This is a genomic window from Streptomyces sp. NPDC001868, assembly GCF_040297125.1.
Classification (GTDB): domain Bacteria; phylum Actinomycetota; class Actinomycetes; order Streptomycetales; family Streptomycetaceae; genus Streptomyces.
This window is the reverse complement of the sequence record NZ_JBEOYO010000038.1, coordinates 1-19,601: the sequence shown is the minus strand read 5'-3', so window position 1 is coordinate 19,601 and position 19,601 is coordinate 1. Positions and strand designations below refer to the sequence as shown.

Here is a 19,601-nt window from a genome sequence, read left to right as displayed (position 1 = left end):
GTGCGGTCTTTGCTGGTCAGGGTGGGTGGGCTCCTGGTCGGGGGTGTGGTCGGTTGTTCGACATTCCTGAACTTTCGTCGTGATTGCGGGCGTTGTGGCTGCAGCCTGGGTGGGTGATGGCTGCGGGTGTGATGGCGGACGGCGACGGCGGGGCCGGGTGGGTGGATGAGTTCGTGCTGGCGCTGGCCGCGCGGGGTGCGACGGACCGGTGGGTGGGTCAGCAGCGGTCGTGGCTGGGGGAGTTGCTGGCGTTCGCTCAGGTCCCGGTGTGGGAGGTGGGGCCCGGGGATGTGGACGGCTGGCTGGCCGCTGCCCGGGATCGTGGCGCGGGCACGGTCACGCGGGGGCAGATGGCGCAGGCGGTGTACCGGTTCTACGCCTTCGTCGAGGCCCGGCACGGGCGGCTGGTCCGGGAGGTGACGGGCGGGCCGGTGCCGCGGCCGGTCGATGAGTTCAACCGGCCCCGGCGCCTGGCCCGGGTGGGGGTGCGTATCCCGCCCTCGGCGGGGGAGGTGGAGGCTCTCTTCGGCGCGTGGCGTGCGTCGCTGCCGCACACGCTGGGTCGGGGCTTTTTGGTGGCCGCGCGGGATTACGTGGCGGCGTCGCTGTGGCGGCGGGTGGGCTTGCGGATCAACGAGACGGTCCGCCTTGAGGTGGGGGACTGGTATCCCCAGGTGGGCGCGCACGGGGTCCTGCACGTGCGCTGGGGCAAGGGCGCCAGGGGCAGTGGGCCCAGGCAGCGGCTGGTGCCGGCGATCGACGGGGTTGACCGGCTGCTGGCCTGGTGGCTGGCCGAGGTACGGCCGCAGTTCGGCGACGGGCCGGCGGGTGGGCGGGCGGTGCTGTTGCCGAGCCGGCGCCGCGCGCCTGGCGGCGGATGGGGTGCGGCGTGCGCGGTGACCTTGCGGCAGGGGCTGGCGGGAGCGGTCGCGCGGTGGCTGCCGGCGTGGTCGGGCAGGCTGACGCCCCACCCGCTGCGGCACTTCTGCGCCACCCATCTGTACGAGCAGGGCCTGGGGCTGGAGGCGGTCGGGGCGTTGCTGGGGCATGTGTGGCTGTCGACGACGGCCCGGTATGTCCATGTGCCTGCCGAGCGGATCGAGTGGTGCTGGCGGGAGGCGAACGCCCGGGTCGCCGGGCGCCTGCTGGGCCCGGATCCGTATGCGGCTGCGGGCCGGCTGTGAGCGTGGGGAACGAGGAGGCGGGTGGGGCGGGTGCGGTGGGAACTGCGGCTGAGGGCGGCCGAGCGGGGCGTGTTCAAGGCGGTGGAGATGCGCCGGCTGCTGGCGGAGGCGGGGCTGGAGATCAGCGCGGGGAAGATGTCGGTGCTGTGGTCGGCGACGGTGGCGCCGGTGTCGGTGAGGCTGGACGATCTGGCCGTGTTGTGCCGGGTGCTGCGCTGCGACGCGGCCGGCCTGCTCGTCCTGGATCCGCCTGCCGGCCGGGCGCCGCATCCGGCCGGGCCGCTCGCAGCAGCGGAAGACGTCTTGGCGTGGTCCGGTGGCGAACCGGCCATCGGCGTCCGGGGAACAGGGGAGGGTATCGGCGGATGCGGCGTGGTGCGGCCGTCACTGCCGCCGGTGTAGGCAGCTCACCCTCCAGCGCCCTGGGCGGCTCCCAGAGCTGCAGGAGGGTCGGGGTGTGCCGCCCTGCCAACTGCTCCCGGCCGGGCTGCGGGAGCGTGTCCGCGAAAGAGCGGGTGGTTCCACAGCGGGGAGGGGGCGGCTGATGCGGCGCCGGGCCGAGCCTGCCGGACGTGCGGCGCTGGGTGCGAGGGGCAGCGGGCGGGAGGCGGAGCCGGTGAGGGAACTCGTCCGCCGCTCGGGCCGGCCGGCGGTGTGTGCGTGGTGTGGGATCCGGCCGGTGGCGTTCACCGTGCCGCGGGTCGATGTCTGCTTCACCTGTCTTCCCGGGGGACCGCATGTTCCGCCGCCGTGCGCGGCATGCGGGAGGGCAGGCTTCTTCTACCACCAGGGCTTGTGCGCCGGCTGCCATCCCTGGTCACCGGAGCGCCGAGGGTCGTGTCCGGACTGTTTCGCGTGGGGGACGAGCAGGGCGTCGCGGTGGCGGTGCTGGGGCTGCCTGAGCTGGCACCGCAAGTTCTCCAAGTCCGGGCCGGGCGGGCCGTGCGTGTGGTGCGGGCGCACCGTCGCCCTCAACCGTGACAGGGCCTGCCGGATGTGCTGGCTGCAGCGCGCCCGGCTGCGTCGCACGACGGGAAACGTGCACCTGTCCTACGCCCGGGCCCTCGAGGGCGGCTGGGTGCAGCTGTCCATCGCGGGCACCCGCCCCCAGGAACGCCGCCCCGCCCCCGGCCCGGGGGCCGGCCCGGGCGCCGACGGCCTGCTGGCTCCGCTTGCCCCGGCCGTGCACCGGCAGTTGGCCCTCTTCCCTGCGCCGCCCCGCGACCTCGCGGCGGGCGGGCACAACGCGGTGGCCGACCCGGTCCTGGCCCAGTGGCTGGGCCAGGAACTGGCCGCCTGGGCCGCTGCCCGCGGCTGGGCCCGCAGCACCACGGCCCGGGCCCGCACCGGGCTGCGTCTGCTGCTGACCCTGCAGGACACCCCTGGCGCTCCCGTCCCGGCGAGCCTGATCCACCAGCTGACCGGCATCGGCCTGCCCGCCCGCCTCCTGCACGAGTTCCTCGCCGCCCACCATTTCGACGAGGACGACCGCACCCCGGCCATCGACGCCTGGTTCGCCCGCACCACCGCCCTCCTGCCCGAACCGATGACCGGCCAGCTCCTCCACTGGATGACCATCCGCCTGCACGGCAGCCTCCAGCCCCCGCGCAGCCTGCCCCGCTCCCCGAAAACCGTCCGCCATCAACTGCACTTCGCCCTGCCCGTCCTCACCCGCCTCGCCGACGCCGGCACCCACGACCTCACAGACGTCACCCCCGCCCAGCTCCGCGACCACCTGGCCGCTTGCCGCCTGACCGGCACCGACCGCGTCCACACCGCCTCCGGCCTGCGTGCCGTCTTCACCGCGCTCCACGCCCACCGGATCATCCGCTGCAACCCTGCCGTCCACCTCCGCGTCGGCACCGCCCCCCAGACCATCCCCCTGCCCGCCGACACCGCCCCGATCCGCCAGGCCCTCACCTCACCCAAGCCGGCGACAGCCGCGATCACCGCCCTGATCGCCTTCCACGCCCTGCGCGCCGCCGAGATCCGCCACCTAACCCTCAACGACGCCCGCGACCTACAGGCGGGCCGCCTGCACCTGCCCGCCCGCACCATCACACTCGCCGAACCGGTCCGCGTACGCCTGGCCGCCTACCTCGCCCACCGCAACCGGCGCTGGCCGAACACCGCCAACCCGCACTTCTTCGTCACCAGCCGCACCGCCCTGACCACCACGGCCGTCAGCCATCCCTGGCTGTACCGCCAGTACCCCGCCTCCAGCGACCTGCTGCGGGCCGACCGCATCCTCGACGAGGTCCGCTCCGCCGACGGCGACGTGCCGATGATCTGCGAGCTGTTCGGACTCAGCGTCCAGGCCGCCACCCGCTACACCTCCACTGGAGGCCTTGCCGCCGGGTGACTGCCAGTCGCCGCAAGGCCCCGGGCCGGCCGAGCCGGTACAGGCGTGGTGACAGAGTCATCCGTCCCTGAGCCGGCGGATCTCTTCCTGAAGTTCCCTGATGTGCCGCTGGGCGGTTTCATGCCGGGCGCTCAGCAGACTGAGCTGGTCGCCGGGGTAGGGGGAGGAACGCAGAGCGTTCTCGTGCAGCTCGAACAGGCGCTCTTGTGCGTGCTCGGAGAGCGGCGCACCGGACTCCCGGACTGTGCGCATCAAGTCCTCGATGAACGACCGCGGGGGGACGCGTTGGCCATTGAGATATCGGGAAAGAGTGCCGGGAGCCACATAGGTGTGGGCGGCGTAGCGTCGCACCGATATCTCCAGCGAGGCGAACAGCGAGCGCAGTGCGCCAGCGAGTTCCTGCATCTCGGGCCGGATGCTGCGGTTCGTGAGGACCTCGTGTCTGTCGATGAGCCCGACGTACTGCTGCTCCTTGACCGTGCCGGACTCTTCCTCTGCTGGGCGGACAGGCGGACGCGTGGGCCTCACGGTGGCTGAAGGGCGGGGCGTTGCGGAGATACCGGTTTCGGACACGTGACGCCGGGCGAGTTCCTGCGAGGCGATCTGGTGCCACATGTGCAGGAAAGCGCGTTGTGCCTGTTCGGCGGTGACGGCGATCGGCACGTCCTGACTGAGCCATGACCGGTTCGCGTAGGCATGGCGCATGCATGCGAGCACCAGACGGGAGGCGACGTCGCGGCTGGGGAGACTGGCGCGCCCGGGGGCCAGCGCGTCGCACAGAGTGGTGCGGCCCAGTCCGGCCAGGCGGGCGAGCTGGGTGTAGGAGGGCAGGCCGGCCCACAGCCTCAGCTGGCGCAGGGCTTCGACGAAATCTGCCGCAGACGCCGCTGTGCTCGCGGTGGGCGGCACAGCGGCCCAGGCGCCTGCCTGTGACGGCAGAGCGTCTCCTTGCGCGAGCAGCCACTGTTCCGTCCAGTGCTGCTGGTTGCCGTGGCACGCCGTCGCGTAGGCGAGAGTCACCTCAAGTGAGGGAAGACGGTCGCCGGCGGCGGCCTTGGCGAGCGTGGTCACCGACACCATGCCGTCGATCCGCCGATACATGGCGTCGTAGGTCGGGTTGCCCGCCTGTCGGCGCAGAGCGCGCAGCTGCAGAGCGAAAGCGGCGAACGGAGCATCAAGGGCGATAGGTTTTTCAGGTCGTGCCATGGATGGCCGCACCCCTTTCCCGGTATGCGACAAGCGGCGGTGCCACCACTGGTGGCACCGCCGAAGCGGACATCAGACCGAGACGGGAAGACTCAGGCGGTGCGCCCGAGTTCCCGGGCAGCGGCTCCCACGGCGATCACCGCGGCGATGGCTGCGCTGATGTCGTAGCCGAGAAGGACGAAGACGACGACGATGACGATCACCGGCAGGTAGCCGGGAAGGTCGATACTGCTGCCTTTGGGCAGGTGAATGCGGCACGTGTGCATGAAGAAAGATCCCTTGGTCCGGACATAGTTGACGTGGCGTCATGAGTTGCCGCTCGCGACGCATGGTCCACTTTTGCAGGTGGGCAACCCGGCCGACAGCAGATCGCCCACCCTCGTTTTCCGGATGCGTACTGCCCCCGGGGCTGGCGTGTTCGCGCTGTGTACCCGTTGTCCGCCACCGTGACAGCCCAGCCGGACAACCCCGCACATCTGCGCAGATCACAGCCTAGGTTGTCTGCGATCGTCCGCCGGCATTCGGCAGCACGTTGCCGCTGTTGCAACACCTTCGCGGAACCGAAGATAATTCCAGTCGCCGCCCTCGGGCTGAGAAGCCGGGCGACGCGGCCTGTTATCCCTTGGTCCGGACAGCACGCCGCAGCGTCGAGGGGAATCACGTCCGTTGCCGCGGATGCCCCGTGCGCGCCTGGGGACAGGAATCACCGCCTGCCCCCAGGCGCCACGCACCGCTCACGTTTCCTACTGGCATCGGGAAGTCGGCCTCACAGCAACTCCCATAATCAGTCGGCCTCACTCGTTACGGGTCACCAGCCACGGCTCGACGGGGAAGCAAACTCGGGGCTACTACGCCCAGTCGATGCCGAGTGCGGTGAGTGCGGTGCGCTGGTCGTGGGTGAGCTTGTCCCGCCTGGATTTGGTGTTGCTCATAAACACCCCAAGCCGGACCGCTACAGGCGCGGCCTCGCCCTCTACCGCGATCTCCTCTGAGTGCCCCCTCGGGACACGATGGTGTCCCTCGCGGTCGATGTACTGGGCGAGGGCCTGAACACCCCGCTTGAAGGCCGTGGAAGCCTTCCCTCCGCCCTTGGCCGCAGGGGCCGGAGACGGCGGCTGGACGGGCTTCACGCCCAGTTGGGACAGCCGTTCCTGCTGCTCGGTGGACAGCTGCGCCCAGGTGCTCGCCTCGCGTTTCCGTGCCAGCCATTTGCCGAGGTCGTCGCCTTCGTAGAGGACGCCGGGCTGGATGTCGGGGAGGGTTCCGTGGGGTTCGTCGGCGGCGAGGTCGGTGAGGACGCGGTGGTGGCGTTGCCAGTCCAGTGGCCAGGGGCAGTTCCAGTCGGGGTCGATCGCGGCCAGCTGCGTGGCCCGCGTTGCGGCGCGCTGCGGGTTCTTGCCGAGGCCGTCCTTTCGGCGGAGGTTGGCCATGTGTTCCCCGACCGGGACCAGTTCGCTGTCGGCGTCGCCCCATACGGCGTCGCGTCTGGGGGCGAGGTGGCCGTGGGCGCGCCGGTAGGAGCGTAGGGCGGCGAGTTTGTTCTCCCAGGCTTCGTCGCCGGGCTCCCACACCATCCCGGCTTCGTCGAGCAGCATCTTGCGGTGGGGGTCGAGTTCACCCGCACGGTAGGTGCGCCGCTGCTGGTGGACCCACCGCCCCAGCGGGAACGCTTTGGTGACGCCGGCCTCGGTCTCGGTGTCGTACGGGACGGCGTACAGACCGGTGATTCCGTTCTCCTTGCGCCAGCGGAGCAGGGCCTGGTAGCCCTCCAGCCACACCAGCGACTCGGGCCGGTAGACCCGGGTGCGCAGGAACGCCGCGATCGTCGCCGCGTCCCTCGAGGTGGAGAAGTGCAGCAGCGCTGACTCCACCGCGCCCTCGGCCTCGTCCTGCCCGCCCTCTTCTTCGGACGTGGTGCCGATGATCCGCCCGTCCTCGTCCCGCTTCACGTGCACTTGCCGCCGCCCGCTGCTCAGCGCCCGGCTGGCGAGCTGCTCGACGAGGCGTTCCGAGTGCGAGCGCAGGCCCTGGAGGACCGCTACCAGGGGTGCGAACGAGGCGGAGGCGACCATGTCGGTCGGGTCTTCGCCGGGCTTGAGGAAGACGGGCACGATGATCCGGGCGATCTTGTTCGTGCCGTCGGGGTTCGGGCGCAGGGCGCGGCCGATGTTCTGGACGATCTCGACCTGGGAGCCGCGGGTGTCGGCGAAACAGATCGCCTCCACGCCGCGCTCGCCGACGATGTCGACGCCTTCGCCGAGGACCCGCACGGAGGCGAGGAAGGCCCGGTGTACGCGCTTGTTGCCGGCGTCGATGCCGTCGGCGAACTGCCGCAGGACCTCCCGGCGTTCGGCGACGAGGTGGTCGCCGCACAGCCAGGCCGACCACACCCTCTCCGGGGGCACGTGGCGGCCGGCTTCTAGTTCGTAGAACTCGGCGTCGATCGACGACTTCGGCAGGGCGTCCGCGTCGGCCAGGGCCTCCTCGGAGACCTCGGCCGAGTACAGGTCGGCGGCCGCCCGCGGCATCTTCTCCGCGAACGCGGCGGCTTCCTCGACCCGCTGGTGGAACGTCATGACGGTGCGGAGGTTGCGTGCGGCGGCGTGTTCCAGGAGGGCGGTCTGCAGCAGTGCCAGGCGCCGCCCGCGCAGTGCTTCCTCCGGCAGTCCGGGGGCGGGGGAGGGGTCGCGGATCTCCAGCACGTCGATCTCGAACCCGGCGAGGATGCCCCGCTCGACGGCCTCCGACAGCCCGAGCTCGAACAGCCATTCACCGTACGGCCCGTCCGGGTCGCTGGCCATCGTCGCGATCTCCAGCTCGCGGCCGTCGGTGCCCTTCTGCGGGCGGGGGGAGGCGAGAATGCGCGGGGTCGCGGTCAGGTAGAGCCGGAAGTCCGCGGGGATCCGGCTGTTGTCGTGGATCGCCGCCCACGGCCGCCCGAGATCACCGGTGGTTGAGTGGGCTTCGTCGACGACGGCGAGGTCGAACGGAGCCATTCGCTGTCCGTACAGCCGTTCCCCGCCCGCCAGGGCGGCCTCCAGCGGCCCGCTCACCTTCGCCCGGCCCGTCACATCTTCGGGGTCTTCGCGGTCCACGAGCGAGGCGTACGTCGCGAACACAACCACAGGCCCCTTCCCCGCCCACAGCGCCAGCTGGATCGCGTTCGTGGTGGTCCGCACACCGAGCCGCTCCAGGACCTCGTCCTTCTCCAGCGAACACATCGCGGCCATCGGCCCGTTGTGGCCGACCCTCCGCCACGCCTGGGCGGTCTGCACGAGCAGGTCGAGGGTGGGGACCATGACGAGGATCCGCCCGCCGCGGAAGCACTCCAGCGCGGCCCACGCGGCCGTGATCGTCTTTCCGGAGCCGGTCGCGGAGACCACCGTGACACGGAGTCCACGAGCGGGCGCGGACGCCCGTACGGGGAACCCCGCCCACTTCCGGATCCGCGAGACGGCCTCCGCCTGGTGTTCCCGCAGACTGATCATCGCTCGTCTCCCGCCTGGCCGACGGGCTCCGGGCCGTCCTGCGGCAGCGGGTTCTCGGTCGGCGGCTGTTGGAGCGCCAGGGTCTGCTGTCTGCGACGCCGGCGCAGTTCACGCTGCGCCTGGGCGCGGGCGCATTCGCGGGTGCAGTACTTGATGCCACTGGTGCGGTTCTGCCCGTACTCGGCGCGCCCGCGCTGGCGTACGAAGCTGCGGCGGCAGGTCTCATTCGCGCACTCGCGGATCGTGGCGTCCTCGGCGAGGTGGTTGTACAGCTGGAGGAAGACAACCGAGAGGACGCTGGGGTAGCGGTCCGTCAGGCCGCCGATGCCGATACTGAACGGCGAGAGCGCGGCGTTCAGCTCATCCACCAGGCCGCTGATCCTCATTCCCAGGACGATCTCCCGCATATGGTCCAGGTCGCGCGGCCACACCTTGTCCCCGTCCGTGTTGTCGGACTGCCACTGCGCCAGTTGTTCCTCGGAGACCTCGGCTTCGACGAGCGCGTCGAGGCCGCCCTCGCGCCGCAGGGCCAGCCAGGTGGTGATGGCTGCCTGGGCCTGCGTGACGTAGAGGGTGGCCAGTTCGCCGTGCAGGCAGAACGGCCCGCGGACCGGGTGTTTGCGCTCGGTGAGCTTCTTGAGCCGCTCGTACTCCTCCTCGCCCCAGCCGCCTGTCGTGATGTTGCCGCCCAGGGATCCGTAGGCGCGCATCACGGCGGCCACGGCGTCGAGATCCGCAGGGTCGAGTTCCATGAATTCACGCAGGTAGAAGTCCTCCGGCAGCGCAACGGCCTCCCCCTCGGATCGGAGATGGGGCTCCCAGACGATCCATTCGCCGTCGGCCCGCGCCCCGAGCACGGGCCTCAACTCCGGTGCGGGCACAGGAGTTCCCGGCCAGAGCGTGGGACGAAAGCGTGGGTCAACGTATGCCGCCATGAGGGGCATCATAGCCACCGGATGGGTAGTACGAACAGTGAGCACTTCGTATCACTCATGTGGGTTGCTGAACTTACTCGAGGGGGCACCGCGGTGAGGCAGTGGCAGGACCGCAAAGCGATAGGCGATGCGCACGAACACCGGGTAGCGGCCGCTCTGCAAGCACGCGGCTGGACCGTCCATCCCTGCGGACAGGGCACCTACCCGCCCGCCGTACGTGACGCCCTGCGTCGAACCTGCTCCGCCCTGCGGCACTTCCCCGACCTGATCGCCGCCCGCGGCAGCGATCTGATCACCATCGACGCAAAAGACCGCATGCCCAGCACCGACACCGACCGCTACGCCATCAGCACCGACACCGTCAACGCCGGCCTCTTCTTCACCGCGGCCCACGCCCCGACCCCGCTGTACTACGTCTTCGGCGACCTGAAAGTCCTCACCCCGGCCGAGGTCATCCACTACACCGCCCACGCCATGCGCCACCGCAGCGGAGCCTTCCACCTCGTACGCACAGAGCGAGCGCACCGCTTCGACGACGTCTTCGGATCGGCTGGCGCAGCAGCTGCGGCATGACGGTTGCTGAGCCCTGCTGCTCGCAAAGGGCGATTTGCCTGGTCGTGCGCTCGGGGTGGGCGAACGTCGCGACCCCGGACCGGCCCCCGAGGGCTGATATGCCAGCCGCCGGCGTTTAGAGGCTGCGGGTGTTTCCCTCGGGATGGTCCGCGGCGGTGAAGAAGGCGTCGATGATGGAGCTGTAGGAGTTGCGGGGGCTGGCATGGTCTCGCGGGGTGGGGCGGGCCTCAGGGTGCCGGGCGGGTGGGCTGTTGAGGTAAGTGTTAAAGCGAGGGCTGTCGCGGAGGACGTCGGGGAGGCGTTCGTAGGCGGGCAGGCGGGTGGCGTTGCAGGGAAGGCACAGGAGGCCGCGGACGCACCGCCCGCATGAGCCGCCGGCCGGGCAGCAGCGGTGGTCGTGGTCGATGTGCCAGAAGCTGACGGTGTCGGGGGAGTAGTCGATCGGCGGGGCTTCCTTGCACAGGGCGCAGACGTCGCTCTGGAAGCGCATGATGGCGTTCATCCGTGGCACGGTGATCCGGTACCGGCGGACCTGCCGCTCGGTTCTGTCGCAGCGGACGCACAGCGTGTTGTCCTGACGCGGGACCCGCGGGTTGGGGGTGTCGTCGTCGCCGCACCCGCCGCAGAAGAAGAGCTCGTCGTCGGTGAAGTTCCAGTCCATGACCGGACGGTAGTGCCGGTCATCGGCGCACCTGCGGGGGGCTGGGGCGGTCGCGAGTCTGGCCTTTGGGCGCCGGGCGGATGGCGTCACTGTGTTCAACCGGGGTGCGGACGCGATGCTGCTCAGACGATGTGGACTCGTTCTGTGTTGCCCTCTTCGTCGCGCAGGTAGATTTCCTTGCCCTCGGCCATTTGCTGGGCGAGGAAGGCATAGACCTGTACGGCCCGGTTGATGACGTCGGTCTTTGACAGGCCGGTGATCTGCATGAGCCTGGCGACGGCCTGAGCTGCTGTGGCGATGAGCGTGACGGTGAAGCGTTCACTCTCCGTGCGTACGGCATGAAGCTTGTCCGCTTGACGTGTCATATCAGCCTCCTTAAGAGCGCGGGCGGGTGCCTGCCGGGCACCCCTTGCCCCTCCATCATGACATCACTACACCTGAAAGCCACCATATTGGTGCTCCGAACTGTCAGGATGGGTGCGCTCCGCTAGTCCATGGCGTCCCCGACCAGGCAGGTGTATCGCCCCATCCACTCGGTGAGCCAGTCGAGGGCCCGACCGCCCGAGGACACGGCCGATGTCCTGCAGACGCCAGCTGGGGCGTTAAAAAGCGGCCGCTGCGGCCTCGGTGCTGGTCGATCTTCGGTGACCCCTGCATGCGACGCAGGGCCGCCGGTCAGGAGGGTCCCCACAAGAGAGCGCACCAATCTGGTGATGTACGGGTGACTTAGCGGTCCTATTGCCTGTATGCTGTGACCGCGGCAACCGCCGTGCATCGAAATTGATCAGAAGGGATCCGACATGCGGCTTCATTCATGCCAGCGGTTGGGCGGGAGATTCCTAGCCCGCTACTCGGCCCTCTACGACACGTAGGGGCGAGCAGCTGGCTGGGATGACTGATCGAGCTGAGTCGCGCGCCGATTCGCGGTGCGCAGTTCGATCACCGCCTTGGAGGACCCAGCCCTATGATCGACAATTCTGCACAGGCCGCTGTTCCGGGCCGCGGCGGCGAACAGCCGTCGGCCCAGGCCGAAGCGCAGACCTGGACGACCCCCGTCGGCCAGGAAGAGATGCCCAGCAGCGACGCCCAGGTGGCCATCGAGGTCACGAAGGCGCAGTTCAAGGCCGCAATGCGTGTGCCGGGCCCTCACACCGGACAGATGATCAACGCCTCGACCCGCATCCTGGGCCTCGTGGGCTCCGTCGTCGGCCCCCTGGTGTTGCTCAAGATCTCCGTGGACCTCCAGATGCCCTGGCAGGGAATCTGGACCCTGGCTGTGGTGATCGGAGCCCTGCCCGTTGTCCACATCCTGTTCGGCAACCGCCACGACAAGCGGTAGCCGCAGAGAATCAGCGCCGGACTCAACGTCCGGCGCTTTTTCGCGTCTGCTGCTACCTACCCAGGTGGACAAGGCTCGCGAGCATGTGGTGGGTGGTGGCGTCGGTGGTGTGGATGCGGGTGGTGTGGGTGCCGCGGGTGAGGAGGACGCGGTAGGTGTTGAGGGCGTAGGGGAGGTATCGCTCGGGGGTGAGGTGGCGGAGGTCTTTGTCGCGGCTGTTTTCGGGGTGGGCGTGCCAGCGGCCGTCTTTCCAGGTGAGGTCGGGGCCGATGATGACGCCTGAGTGCTGGTATTCGAGGCCTTGGGCGGTGTAGATGCAGCCGATCTGCTGGTGTCCGCCGGTGTGGCTGGCCCACAGCTGGCTATGGGGGGCGAGGGGGTTGCCGTCGGGGTCGGTAAGGGCGGTGGCGGCGTTCCAGGCGCCGCGCCAGATTCGAGCGGGGCTGGGGCTCGTGGCGGGGACTTCGATCTCGATGTCGAGGGGGAGGGTGGTGGCGCCGCGGGTGCGGGTGCGGGTCCAGGGCCAGCAGAAGCCGGCGGTGGTGCGGGCGGTGTGCCCGGCGGTGGTGGCCTGTTCGATCCACTGCTGGAGCTGGAAGGGGTCCTCGGCCAGGGAGAGGTCGTAGCCGGCCTGTCCGGTCCATGGCATCGGCTCGCCGTACAGCAGGGCATCCACCCAGGCGGTGTAGGCGGCTGAGCCGCTGCAGCGGAAGGAGCCGGTGAGCTCCAGGTGGTGGTGGACACGTCCCAGTTGCCGGGCGGCGGCGTGGATCTCGTCGACGGTGGTGCCTTCGTCGGGGCGGATGATCTGCCGCTCATCGAGGAAGATGACGGCCAGCGGCACGTGTTCCACGACCGTGGCCAGGTCCGGTGGCAGTGCGCTGGCACCGCCCCGTTTGATGCGCTGCGCCTCGTCGATGACGAGGGCGCCCGCCTGGCGCGCGGCACTGTGCAGGGAGCCGGCGGGAGGGAAGAGCTCGCGGGCTGCGGCGTGTCCGCGGGTGGCGTCCAGGAGGTGGGCCCGCAGGGTGCCGGAGGGGGTGATGAAACGGGGACGGGTCCCGGAGTGGGCGCGCATCAGACGACCGAGCAGCCGTACGGCGAGCGCGGTTTTGCCGCTGCCCGGGCCGCCGCGCACCGTGATGACGGCCCCGGCCTCGTCGGGTGCCTTCGGTGAGCCCGGGGCGGGCAAGTGGCGGGACGCGGCGGCGTTGATCCGTACGAACGCGTCTTGCTGATCGCCCACCAGGGCGAAGGCACTGTTGCCTTCGAGGACGGAGCCGACGTGGTCCAGCAGCCGGTTCGAGGGCGTCCACCGGACGCCCTCGAACGCGCTGACCTCGGCGCGGCCCGGTGCACGCACGTCCGCGCACCGCAGCATCCCCGCCAGCTGCCCGGCGGGCGCGGACAGGTCCTCAGCGCTCAGCACGGGAATGTCGGCGACCGCAGGGGCGGCAGGCCGCAGCACTGCTGCTTGCGCGGCGGTGGCGTTGTGCAGCACCACGACCGCACGCGCCTGCAACCGTGGCGCGTCGGCGGGCAGCCAGTGCTGGAAGAAGCTGCGGTAGGCCGCCACCTGGTAGACCGGGTGGACCGTCACCTCCCCGTCGCTGCGCATAACCCGCTGGCCGTCCAGGATGCGGCAGGTCTGCCACTGCTTGAGCTCGACCACGACCAGGACAAGCGCACCGTCCGGGCCGACTCCCATCAGCAGGGCGTCCAGGCGCCGGCTCCCGCCTGGCGTCCCGTATTCCAGATACACCTGCAGATCCGCCAGCCCCGCCCGCACTAGCGCCTCCATCAGCGGCGGCCACGAGCGGCGCCAACTGCGCGTCTCCGCATCGCCCGGCACCCCGAACCCCGACGCCTGGTACCGGGCTGCGCACTGGCCGAGGAACGACGCATCACTGACTACCGCGGCGATGTCCCGCACCCGGCCCGCGGCAGCACACGCCACTGCCGCCCCCGGCCATGCGGCCGAGGCCGTCTCCACCGGTGCCACACGCGTGACCCCGCCCGCCACAGCTGCCATCTGCTCCGCCACGTCCCCTCTCCATCCCCAGGGCGGCAGCAGCAACCCACCATCACCACGCCCCCTCGCTGCTTGAACCGACGCCCCGTCAGCGAAGTTCCCCAGCACAGCGATCGACCGGCTCAGCCACGGTGACCCGCCCCTCGGGCAAGATCAGAACCATATCGACCGCTGCGTAGTGACTCCATTATGATGCCCTGCATGGCAACTCCCAGTCTCTTCCTCATGGTTCACGTCGGTCAGAGCACCGAAGCCCAGCGCAACCTCGAGTACGGCATCGAAACCTGCTCCTGGGGATTCCCCGAGACCAAGCCCGAGTACGACGGCGCCCGCCCGCGCTTCGCCGTCCTGGCCACCGGTGCCTCCCCCCGCGTCCAACTGGAGAACTGGCTGAAGGAGACCGCCACCTTCTACCTCTTCGAGGTCCGCAGCGACTTCTACACCGGCACCGCCTGGCACTGGCCCGACGAAGAAGCAGAGCAGCGCATCAAGTACCCCTGCCGCTTCGGCATCGAGCCCCTGGCAGTCCTCCCCGACGTCCCCCTGGGCCCCGACGGACCCCTCACCGAAGCCGGCAGCGACGCCATCCGCCGCTCCGGCACCGACCGCGGCATGGGCAAACTCGTGCCGATGCCCGCACTGCCCCTCCTGCAGCGAGCCGGCATCCCCGTCGACCCCGCCAAGCCCGAAGTCGTTCCCCTCGACAAGTCCCCCGGCTTCACCGCCGACCAGGTCGACGGCAAGAAGAAACCCCAGCGTCGCCGCCGCGGAGCCGGCTACATCTCCGACCCCAAAAAGCGCACCGCCATCGAGAAGCACGCCGAAGACCACGCCGTCGCCCACTACGAAAACCGCGGCTGGACCGTGGAACGCCTGGGCAAGCCCTACGACCTGCGCTGCACCCGGGGCACCGAGGAACGACACGTCGAAGTCAAGGGCACCACCGGCGCACCCACCAGCGTGGAACTGACCATCAACGAGGTCCTCCACGCCCGGGACGCGAACAACACGGTCGACCTGTATGTCGTCAGCGACATCAAGGTCGACACCCGCACCGACCCCTACACCGCCACCGGCGACACCGTCACCCTCTACCCGAACTGGGAACCCGCCGAAGAAGACCTGCGGCCCCGCAAGTACGAGTATCGGCTTCCCTCGCAGCCCAACTGACACCCACAACACCTGACCGCGGGAAGCGAGTCGAAGGGCAACGCCCGGTCACTTGTCCCGCGGTCAGCAGAGCACATGCCCCCCGCCACCGCAGCGACGCGGACAACGAACGCAATCGCTCACCCACGCACCCCCACCCAGGTGCGCCTCCCGCTGAGAGGAACCCGCCCCCATGTCCACACTCACCATGCTGGTTGGCCTGCTGCTGATCTTGGTCAGCCTGCTAGTCGTCGGCGCTGTGGCGTACGCCGTTCACCGTCGGCCGGTGCTTACCCAGCCGGTGACGGTCGCCCTGGCCACCGCGGCGATCCTCATCACCGCCGTCACCTCCATCGTCACCGCCGGATCCCGGTGACGGTGCTGTGCGATGTGCCGGTTTGGTGTCAGTGGGTGGGTGTCCCCGAGCAGTGACCGCGGCCGTGACCGACGCGGTGACACCGGGGCTGTGACAGCCGGGCCAGGCCGCCCCGTACCCAGTGGCGGCTTGTCAGGCCGGGGTGTTTTCGCTGGTTGGGCAATGAGCCGGGGGCGTGGTCACTGTCGTGGGGCGGTGCACGCGTACGTGCGCGTGAGGGCGCGCCCCATCGGCACCCGCCCCGGTGCCCAGGGCGCGGCGTCCGGCCGGCCGTGCGGGTGCCGGGGCCGTGGCTGCTTGGACGTCGAGGCGTTCGGCGGCGAGCCGGGCGCGCGGCGCGTCCGGCAGTTCGGTGTCTCCCGTGCGGGACAGGTCGGCTCGGTCGCATCCGGTGCCCAGCGGGCGGCGGTCGGTCATCCGCCCATCCTGGCCGCCCCCGCTGCCAGCTCCGCACCACCGCGCCGGGTTCACCTCCGGCGGCTCCTGGCGGTCCGCCGGGAAGCGGGCGGTGAAGTTCTTCTTCACCGCCCCGGCCTGGCGCGGTGGCGGGTCCCAATGAGCGCGCGTGTCGTGCGCGTGCGAGGCAGTGAACTTCCCGCTCCCCGAGACCGGCTTGGCCGCAGGCGAGTACCTCACGTTGTTGGTGGGCCCGCAGGCGGGGGAAGAGTCGACGCCACCCGCCACGTCTTGCCGCCCTGTGGCCAGGACCGCCAGGCCGTGAACGGGCTGGTCAGGGCTGGGTTGCGGGGCTAACTCCTGCATCCGTGATCCTGGCGCCGTCCTGTCTGGGCCTCCTTCCTTCCCGTGGCTCAAGGGGCCCCGTGGCACAGGGGCGCAGTGGAGGGAAGATCCCCACCGTCCAACCACCGCACGTCCTCGTTCCGGGGCGTGCCCGAACCCTGAGGGGCAACCGACTTGTCCTCGTTTCCGGTGGAGCAAGCCGCCTACGTCACCCGCGCCCCTCGCCACGGCGGGCAACAACCGGTCCTGACCTGCGCATAGGTCTTTGACCTGCGGTCGCGCACTGTATGCCGGGGTGAACTCCGGTCCGCGTACGCATCCATGGCTCGACAGTCCTTCTGCGGCCAATGCCGCGCTATTCCTGCGGCGGCCTCTTCCGGTGACCGGGTGAGGATGCCATACGCCCCCCGTCTACCTGGGGCGTACCGGACCGGCGGCAGGCATTCAAGAGTTTCAGGCGAGCGTTTTTGCAGGTCAGAAGCATCGAATGGCGGCCGCGTGGGTGCCATGGTCGGTCTTGTTTTCAGCGGAGCAAGTCGCTTACGTTCGCCACTCCTGTGACCAGGAACACACGCACTGTAAACGGCCTGGTCAGAGCGGGGTTGCGGGGCTAACCCGCGCGCCAGGCACCCTGAGCCGCCCTGTCCGGGACGCCTCCACGCCCCGCAAGGGCCAAGGGAGTTCCGCCCCTGTACCGCCCAACCGTCCGCACGCCTCCTCCGGGGGTGTGCCCGAATCCCGAGGGGGAACCGTTCGTGTCCACGCTTGCTCTGCTCGTCGCGCTGCTCCTGGTCGTCGTCGTGGTGCTGCTCGCGGTCGGCGCCGCCTACGTCGTCCACCGCCACCCGTCGTGGAGTCAGCCGCTCGGCGCCGCGTTCGGCGCGGTGGCCGTCATGGCCACGCTGGTCGGCGCGATTCTCGCCCGGTGAACCGGCCCTGCCTGTGCGTGGTCGGGGGCCTCGGGAGCCCAGACCCCGCAGGTTCAGCCATGAGCGGGCGCACCCGTCTACAGCGCCCGGACGGAGCCTGGCAAGGAGGTCTGGCGAAGAGTAGCCAGAGTCAGCACGAAAGTTGCGGGGCTAACTACCGCGCGAAGCACTCTGTGCCCGCCACGTCCCGGAGCCCTGCCCGCCCTCGCCGGAATGATCTTCACCGCCGCGCGCGGACCCCTGCTGCCGAGACCCACATCCGATCCCAGGGGGAATCCCGTTGTCCACGCTCGCGCTGCTGGTCGTCCTACTGCTGGTGCTGGTTGTTCTGCTGACCGTCAGTGCCGTCGTCTACCTGGTCCACCGCCGCCCGTCGCTGAACGGTCCGGTCACCGCCGGCCTGGCCACCGTGGCCGCCCTGGCCGCCGTCCTCACCGTCGTGCTCGGCGTCGCTGGCGGCCGCTGAAGGACGGCGGCGCCCGGCTGCACAGCAGCGCTCTGGGCGCCGGTCCGACAGCGGCCGAGAGCGGGGCGACGGTTCTTGACCTGCGGTAGCGCTAGTGCGTACGCAATTGCGTACGCAATAACTCAATAACGTCGGACCTGACCTGCGCAGACTGCCCTGTAGGCCACGCTACAGAGGACGGGTACGATCGAAGGCGGGTGTAGATACACGGTCTACACACCAGAGGGCCCCTTCCCCGGGCTGCAACCCAGGTCAGAGGCCCTCCGTAGCGATACAGCAGTGAGCCCGGTCGTCTGATATCCGGCCGGGCTTCCTGCTGCCCGGGCCTGGTACGACCGCGCCCCTCGTGCTCTCCCTTAGAAGAGCTGCTGCACCACGTCGATGGCGACGTCCGCCAGTGTTGGCGACAAGTTGATCAGCAACTGCCAGATGAGCTGGCGCCGTTCCCGGCGCCGCTCGATGGCGGCCTGCTCGTCACCCTCGTCAGCGGTCGTCTTTTCTTCCATCTGAACCTCCGTGGCGCCTGGGAGTAGCCCGGCCGGGCTAGCGCCGGGCCCTTCACCGGTGGGTGAAGCGCTGGGCAGGTGCCTTGGAGGAACGGGACCAAGCATAGGCCGACCCTCGGAAACCTAGGACCCGGGGGACCACAACTTCTGGGCCATTGTTACGTTCTGACCTGCAACGTTGTATCTGCCGCACCACTAGATCTAGGGCTGCAGCACCTCATCGCGCGCCCACGATCCTTTCGCGCGCGTCGGCGGGGCCGCGGGCGGGCAGCCGCAGCTCCTCGGCCCAGGATCCGGTCAGTTCCGAGCGCTGCGCCTGGTCAGCGCCTACTTGTGGCGGATCATCACGATGCTGGACTCGGCCTCCTCGAAGAGCATGGCTTGTCCAGGACACGGGCTCGGCGGGCGCGAAGATGAACTTGAGGTGCTCCGTCGGCTCCTCGATCACCTTCAGCAGTGCGTTGAAGGTGGCCGACGTGACCTTGTGCGCCTCGTCGATGTTCTAGATCTCGTGCGGGGGTCCCCGCCTCTCGACGGCTTTCTGCCGAGCGCCTCGTCGATGGTGCCCGTTGTCCTCATGCGCACGGGAGCGCTTCTGGTGCCGGCTGCCCGTAGAGCGGGACGCAAGGCTGTGCTGGGGCCCCGAGCACACACCCGGGGCCCCAGCACGTGTCTTACTTCTTGCGATTAACGAACTTCTCAAACAAGCAAATTAGATAATAAATCGTACCCAATAGGTACATCATTGCGCTCAATTCGAACACCTATAGTCTCCTTCGTGAATTCATTAGTCATGGCATATTCCTTCCCTTTGGGGGTTAATGCCTTACCTCTATATTATAGCAGGACTTTGTTTATGAGGCGGAATTAAGAAAGGCCAGAAGGGGATTATGGTCGCGCTTATATAAGGGCTGAAACGGCGTTTCGGGCGACCGACCGAATTCGCCCGAGGCGGGTGACGGTTCGTCAGATGTGGCCCGTGCGGGGGTGTGGGGCTTCGGTGGGCGGGTGGCTGGCCTCCCGCGCGGAGCGGCTCGGCGAGCCCGGCGAGAGGTGGCACGCAACACGGCCAGGACCACGCCCATAGCGAGTGTCTACGCAGGTCATCGCGCTCCGCTCCCTCGGTTCGGGCCCACCCTCGCGAGGCCCGGAGACGGGCGCACAGCGTTGCGCCGCACCCGCGCCCGGGTGTTGACAGGCCCGTGTTCACCCCGCAGGGGGTGTCCACAGGAGCCGCCAACGCTACATAGGTCCAAGCTGTGATGCAGAGTGATGCAGCCTCCATTCCAGAGTCCATCCTGGGCCCAAGATTGAAGCACCGTCAGTAGTCAGGCCAGTGACGGCACTACGGCCTGCCGTCATGACGGCAAGATCCATCCTGGCCGATCCGGACCACCGGCCGCACCCCCTCCTCTTGTTGCCAGCCTCCCCCCGCAGCGCAGCGGAGGGAGTGGCCCGAAACCCCAATACCTACACAACGCCGCAGGTGATGCACCGAGTTGAGCCATCCCGGGGCGGTGCCGCGCAGCGGCCCGCCCCCTGCCCGCGCAGCGGGCCCCGGCGCGTTCGTGTGGTCCAGGTCCTCCTGGAGCTTGCCCATCTCGTCCATGAGGGCTTCCGAGTAGTCGGTCGCCATGAGCTCCGCGACCTCGTT

The 19,601-nt window shown here is 69.6% G+C and carries 19 protein-coding genes; 9 read left to right on the top strand and 10 right to left on the bottom strand.

What is annotated here, in order from left to right; genetic code table 11:
- The first annotated feature begins 116 nt into the window (after positions 1–116).
- The 3 genes from ABT147_RS33010 to ABT147_RS33000 all read left to right on the top strand — a co-directional run bounded on the left by ABT147_RS33010 (position 117) and on the right by ABT147_RS33000 (position 3,546).
- A complete protein-coding gene (locus ABT147_RS33010) occupies positions 117–1,184 on the top strand; it encodes a tyrosine-type recombinase/integrase (protein WP_351413058.1) in 1,068 nt (355 codons plus the stop codon).
- A gap of 21 nt (positions 1,185–1,205) precedes the next feature.
- Positions 1,206–1,586, top strand: coding sequence for a helix-turn-helix domain-containing protein (locus tag ABT147_RS33005; protein WP_351413055.1), 381 nt, complete (start codon positions 1,206–1,208; stop codon positions 1,584–1,586).
- Positions 1,587–2,223: 637 nt separating this feature from the next.
- Positions 2,224–3,546 carry a site-specific integrase gene (locus ABT147_RS33000; protein ID WP_351413053.1) on the top strand — a complete coding sequence of 441 codons (1,323 nt, stop codon included), beginning with the start codon at positions 2,224–2,226 and terminating at the stop codon, positions 3,544–3,546.
- Positions 3,547–3,603: 57 nt separating this feature from the next.
- On the opposite strand, the gene ABT147_RS32995 is transcribed toward ABT147_RS33000, so the two are convergent.
- The 4 genes from ABT147_RS32995 to ABT147_RS32980 all read right to left on the bottom strand — a co-directional run bounded on the left by ABT147_RS32995 (position 3,604) and on the right by ABT147_RS32980 (position 9,175).
- A complete protein-coding gene (locus ABT147_RS32995; RefSeq protein ID WP_351413051.1) occupies positions 3,604–4,752 on the bottom strand; it encodes a helix-turn-helix domain-containing protein in 1,149 nt (382 codons plus the stop codon).
- Between the two features lie 92 nt (positions 4,753–4,844).
- Positions 4,845–5,018, bottom strand: a complete 174-nt coding sequence (locus ABT147_RS32990) for a hypothetical protein (RefSeq protein WP_159062920.1) — start codon at positions 5,016–5,018, stop codon at positions 4,845–4,847.
- Between the two features lie 582 nt (positions 5,019–5,600).
- Positions 5,601–8,240 (bottom strand): DEAD/DEAH box helicase, encoded by a 2,640-nt coding sequence (locus ABT147_RS32985; RefSeq protein ID WP_351413049.1) that lies wholly within the window; start codon positions 8,238–8,240, stop codon positions 5,601–5,603.
- Positions 8,237–9,175: a hypothetical protein gene (locus ABT147_RS32980; RefSeq protein ID WP_351413046.1), complete on the bottom strand. Its 939-nt coding sequence runs from the start codon at positions 9,173–9,175 to the stop codon at positions 8,237–8,239. Before ABT147_RS32980 ends, ABT147_RS32985 begins: the two co-directional genes overlap by 4 nt.
- 93 nt (positions 9,176–9,268) lie before the next feature.
- Between ABT147_RS32980 and ABT147_RS32975 the strand changes: the two genes are divergently transcribed.
- Positions 9,269–9,748: a hypothetical protein gene (locus ABT147_RS32975; RefSeq protein WP_351413044.1), complete on the top strand. Its 480-nt coding sequence runs from the start codon at positions 9,269–9,271 to the stop codon at positions 9,746–9,748.
- A 115-nt stretch (positions 9,749–9,863) separates the two neighbouring features.
- On the opposite strand, the gene ABT147_RS32970 is transcribed toward ABT147_RS32975, so the two are convergent.
- On the bottom strand, positions 9,864–10,409 hold the full coding sequence (locus ABT147_RS32970; RefSeq protein ID WP_351413041.1) for an endonuclease domain-containing protein: 546 nt from the start codon (positions 10,407–10,409) through the stop codon (positions 9,864–9,866).
- A 122-nt stretch (positions 10,410–10,531) separates the two neighbouring features.
- Complete coding sequence (locus ABT147_RS32965) at positions 10,532–10,774, bottom strand: hypothetical protein (protein WP_351413039.1); 243 nt, start codon at positions 10,772–10,774, stop codon at positions 10,532–10,534.
- A 599-nt stretch (positions 10,775–11,373) separates the two neighbouring features.
- Here ABT147_RS32965 and ABT147_RS32960 point away from each other — a divergent pair.
- Positions 11,374–11,748 carry a hypothetical protein gene (locus ABT147_RS32960; RefSeq protein WP_351413037.1) on the top strand — a complete coding sequence of 125 codons (375 nt, stop codon included), beginning with the start codon at positions 11,374–11,376 and terminating at the stop codon, positions 11,746–11,748.
- Between the two features lie 52 nt (positions 11,749–11,800).
- On the opposite strand, the gene ABT147_RS32955 is transcribed toward ABT147_RS32960, so the two are convergent.
- Positions 11,801–13,792, bottom strand: a complete 1,992-nt coding sequence (locus tag ABT147_RS32955; protein ID WP_351413035.1) for a DNA/RNA helicase domain-containing protein — start codon at positions 13,790–13,792, stop codon at positions 11,801–11,803.
- 189 nt (positions 13,793–13,981) lie between these two features.
- Here ABT147_RS32955 and ABT147_RS32950 point away from each other — a divergent pair, with 189 nt between their 5' ends.
- Together ABT147_RS32950 and ABT147_RS32945 are read left to right on the top strand one after the other, a co-directional pair.
- Positions 13,982–14,950: a protein NO VEIN domain-containing protein gene (locus ABT147_RS32950; RefSeq protein ID WP_351413032.1), complete on the top strand. Its 969-nt coding sequence runs from the start codon at positions 13,982–13,984 to the stop codon at positions 14,948–14,950.
- 172 nt (positions 14,951–15,122) lie between these two features.
- Positions 15,123–15,305, top strand: coding sequence for a hypothetical protein (locus ABT147_RS32945; protein WP_351413030.1), 183 nt, complete (start codon positions 15,123–15,125; stop codon positions 15,303–15,305).
- A 132-nt stretch (positions 15,306–15,437) separates the two neighbouring features.
- On the opposite strand, the gene ABT147_RS32940 is transcribed toward ABT147_RS32945, so the two are convergent.
- Positions 15,438–15,830, bottom strand: a complete 393-nt coding sequence (locus ABT147_RS32940) for a hypothetical protein (RefSeq protein ID WP_351413028.1) — start codon at positions 15,828–15,830, stop codon at positions 15,438–15,440.
- A gap of 971 nt (positions 15,831–16,801) precedes the next feature.
- Here ABT147_RS32940 and ABT147_RS32935 point away from each other — a divergent pair.
- Both ABT147_RS32935 and ABT147_RS32930 read left to right on the top strand, forming a co-directional pair.
- A complete protein-coding gene (locus tag ABT147_RS32935; RefSeq protein WP_351413025.1) occupies positions 16,802–16,975 on the top strand; it encodes a hypothetical protein in 174 nt (57 codons plus the stop codon).
- Between the two features lie 280 nt (positions 16,976–17,255).
- On the top strand, positions 17,256–17,441 hold the full coding sequence (locus ABT147_RS32930) for a hypothetical protein (RefSeq protein ID WP_351413023.1): 186 nt from the start codon (positions 17,256–17,258) through the stop codon (positions 17,439–17,441).
- Positions 17,442–17,797: 356 nt separating this feature from the next.
- Here ABT147_RS32930 and ABT147_RS32925 read toward each other — a convergent pair whose 3' ends face one another.
- Together ABT147_RS32925 and ABT147_RS32920 are read right to left on the bottom strand one after the other, a co-directional pair.
- Positions 17,798–17,947 carry a hypothetical protein gene (locus tag ABT147_RS32925; protein ID WP_351413021.1) on the bottom strand — a complete coding sequence of 50 codons (150 nt, stop codon included), beginning with the start codon at positions 17,945–17,947 and terminating at the stop codon, positions 17,798–17,800.
- 1,345 nt (positions 17,948–19,292) lie between these two features.
- Positions 19,293–19,601, bottom strand: a 309-nt coding sequence (locus ABT147_RS32920) for a hypothetical protein (RefSeq protein WP_351413188.1), incomplete at its 5' end; no start/stop codon positions are given.

What these genes read in the sequence shown, in the direction of transcription:
- ABT147_RS33010 (WP_351413058.1), top strand. Translation starts at nt 117, where the DNA reads ATGGCTGCGGGTGTGATGGCGGACGGCGACGGCGGGGCCGGGTGGGTG.
- ABT147_RS32995 (WP_351413051.1), bottom strand. Translation starts at nt 4,752, where the DNA reads ATGGCACGACCTGAAAAACCTATCGCCCTTGATGCTCCGTTCGCCGCT.
- ABT147_RS32990 (WP_159062920.1), bottom strand. Translation starts at nt 5,018, where the DNA reads ATGCACACGTGCCGCATTCACCTGCCCAAAGGCAGCAGTATCGACCTT.
- ABT147_RS32985 (WP_351413049.1), bottom strand. Translation starts at nt 8,240, where the DNA reads ATGATCAGTCTGCGGGAACACCAGGCGGAGGCCGTCTCGCGGATCCGG.
- ABT147_RS32980 (WP_351413046.1), bottom strand. Translation starts at nt 9,175, where the DNA reads ATGGCGGCATACGTTGACCCACGCTTTCGTCCCACGCTCTGGCCGGGA.
- ABT147_RS32970 (WP_351413041.1), bottom strand. Translation starts at nt 10,409, where the DNA reads ATGGACTGGAACTTCACCGACGACGAGCTCTTCTTCTGCGGCGGGTGC.
- ABT147_RS32965 (WP_351413039.1), bottom strand. Translation starts at nt 10,774, where the DNA reads ATGACACGTCAAGCGGACAAGCTTCATGCCGTACGCACGGAGAGTGAA.
- ABT147_RS32960 (WP_351413037.1), top strand. Translation starts at nt 11,374, where the DNA reads ATGATCGACAATTCTGCACAGGCCGCTGTTCCGGGCCGCGGCGGCGAA.
- ABT147_RS32950 (WP_351413032.1), top strand. Translation starts at nt 13,982, where the DNA reads ATGGCAACTCCCAGTCTCTTCCTCATGGTTCACGTCGGTCAGAGCACC.
- ABT147_RS32945 (WP_351413030.1), top strand. Translation starts at nt 15,123, where the DNA reads ATGTCCACACTCACCATGCTGGTTGGCCTGCTGCTGATCTTGGTCAGC.
- ABT147_RS32925 (WP_351413021.1), bottom strand. Translation starts at nt 17,947, where the DNA reads ATGGAAGAAAAGACGACCGCTGACGAGGGTGACGAGCAGGCCGCCATC.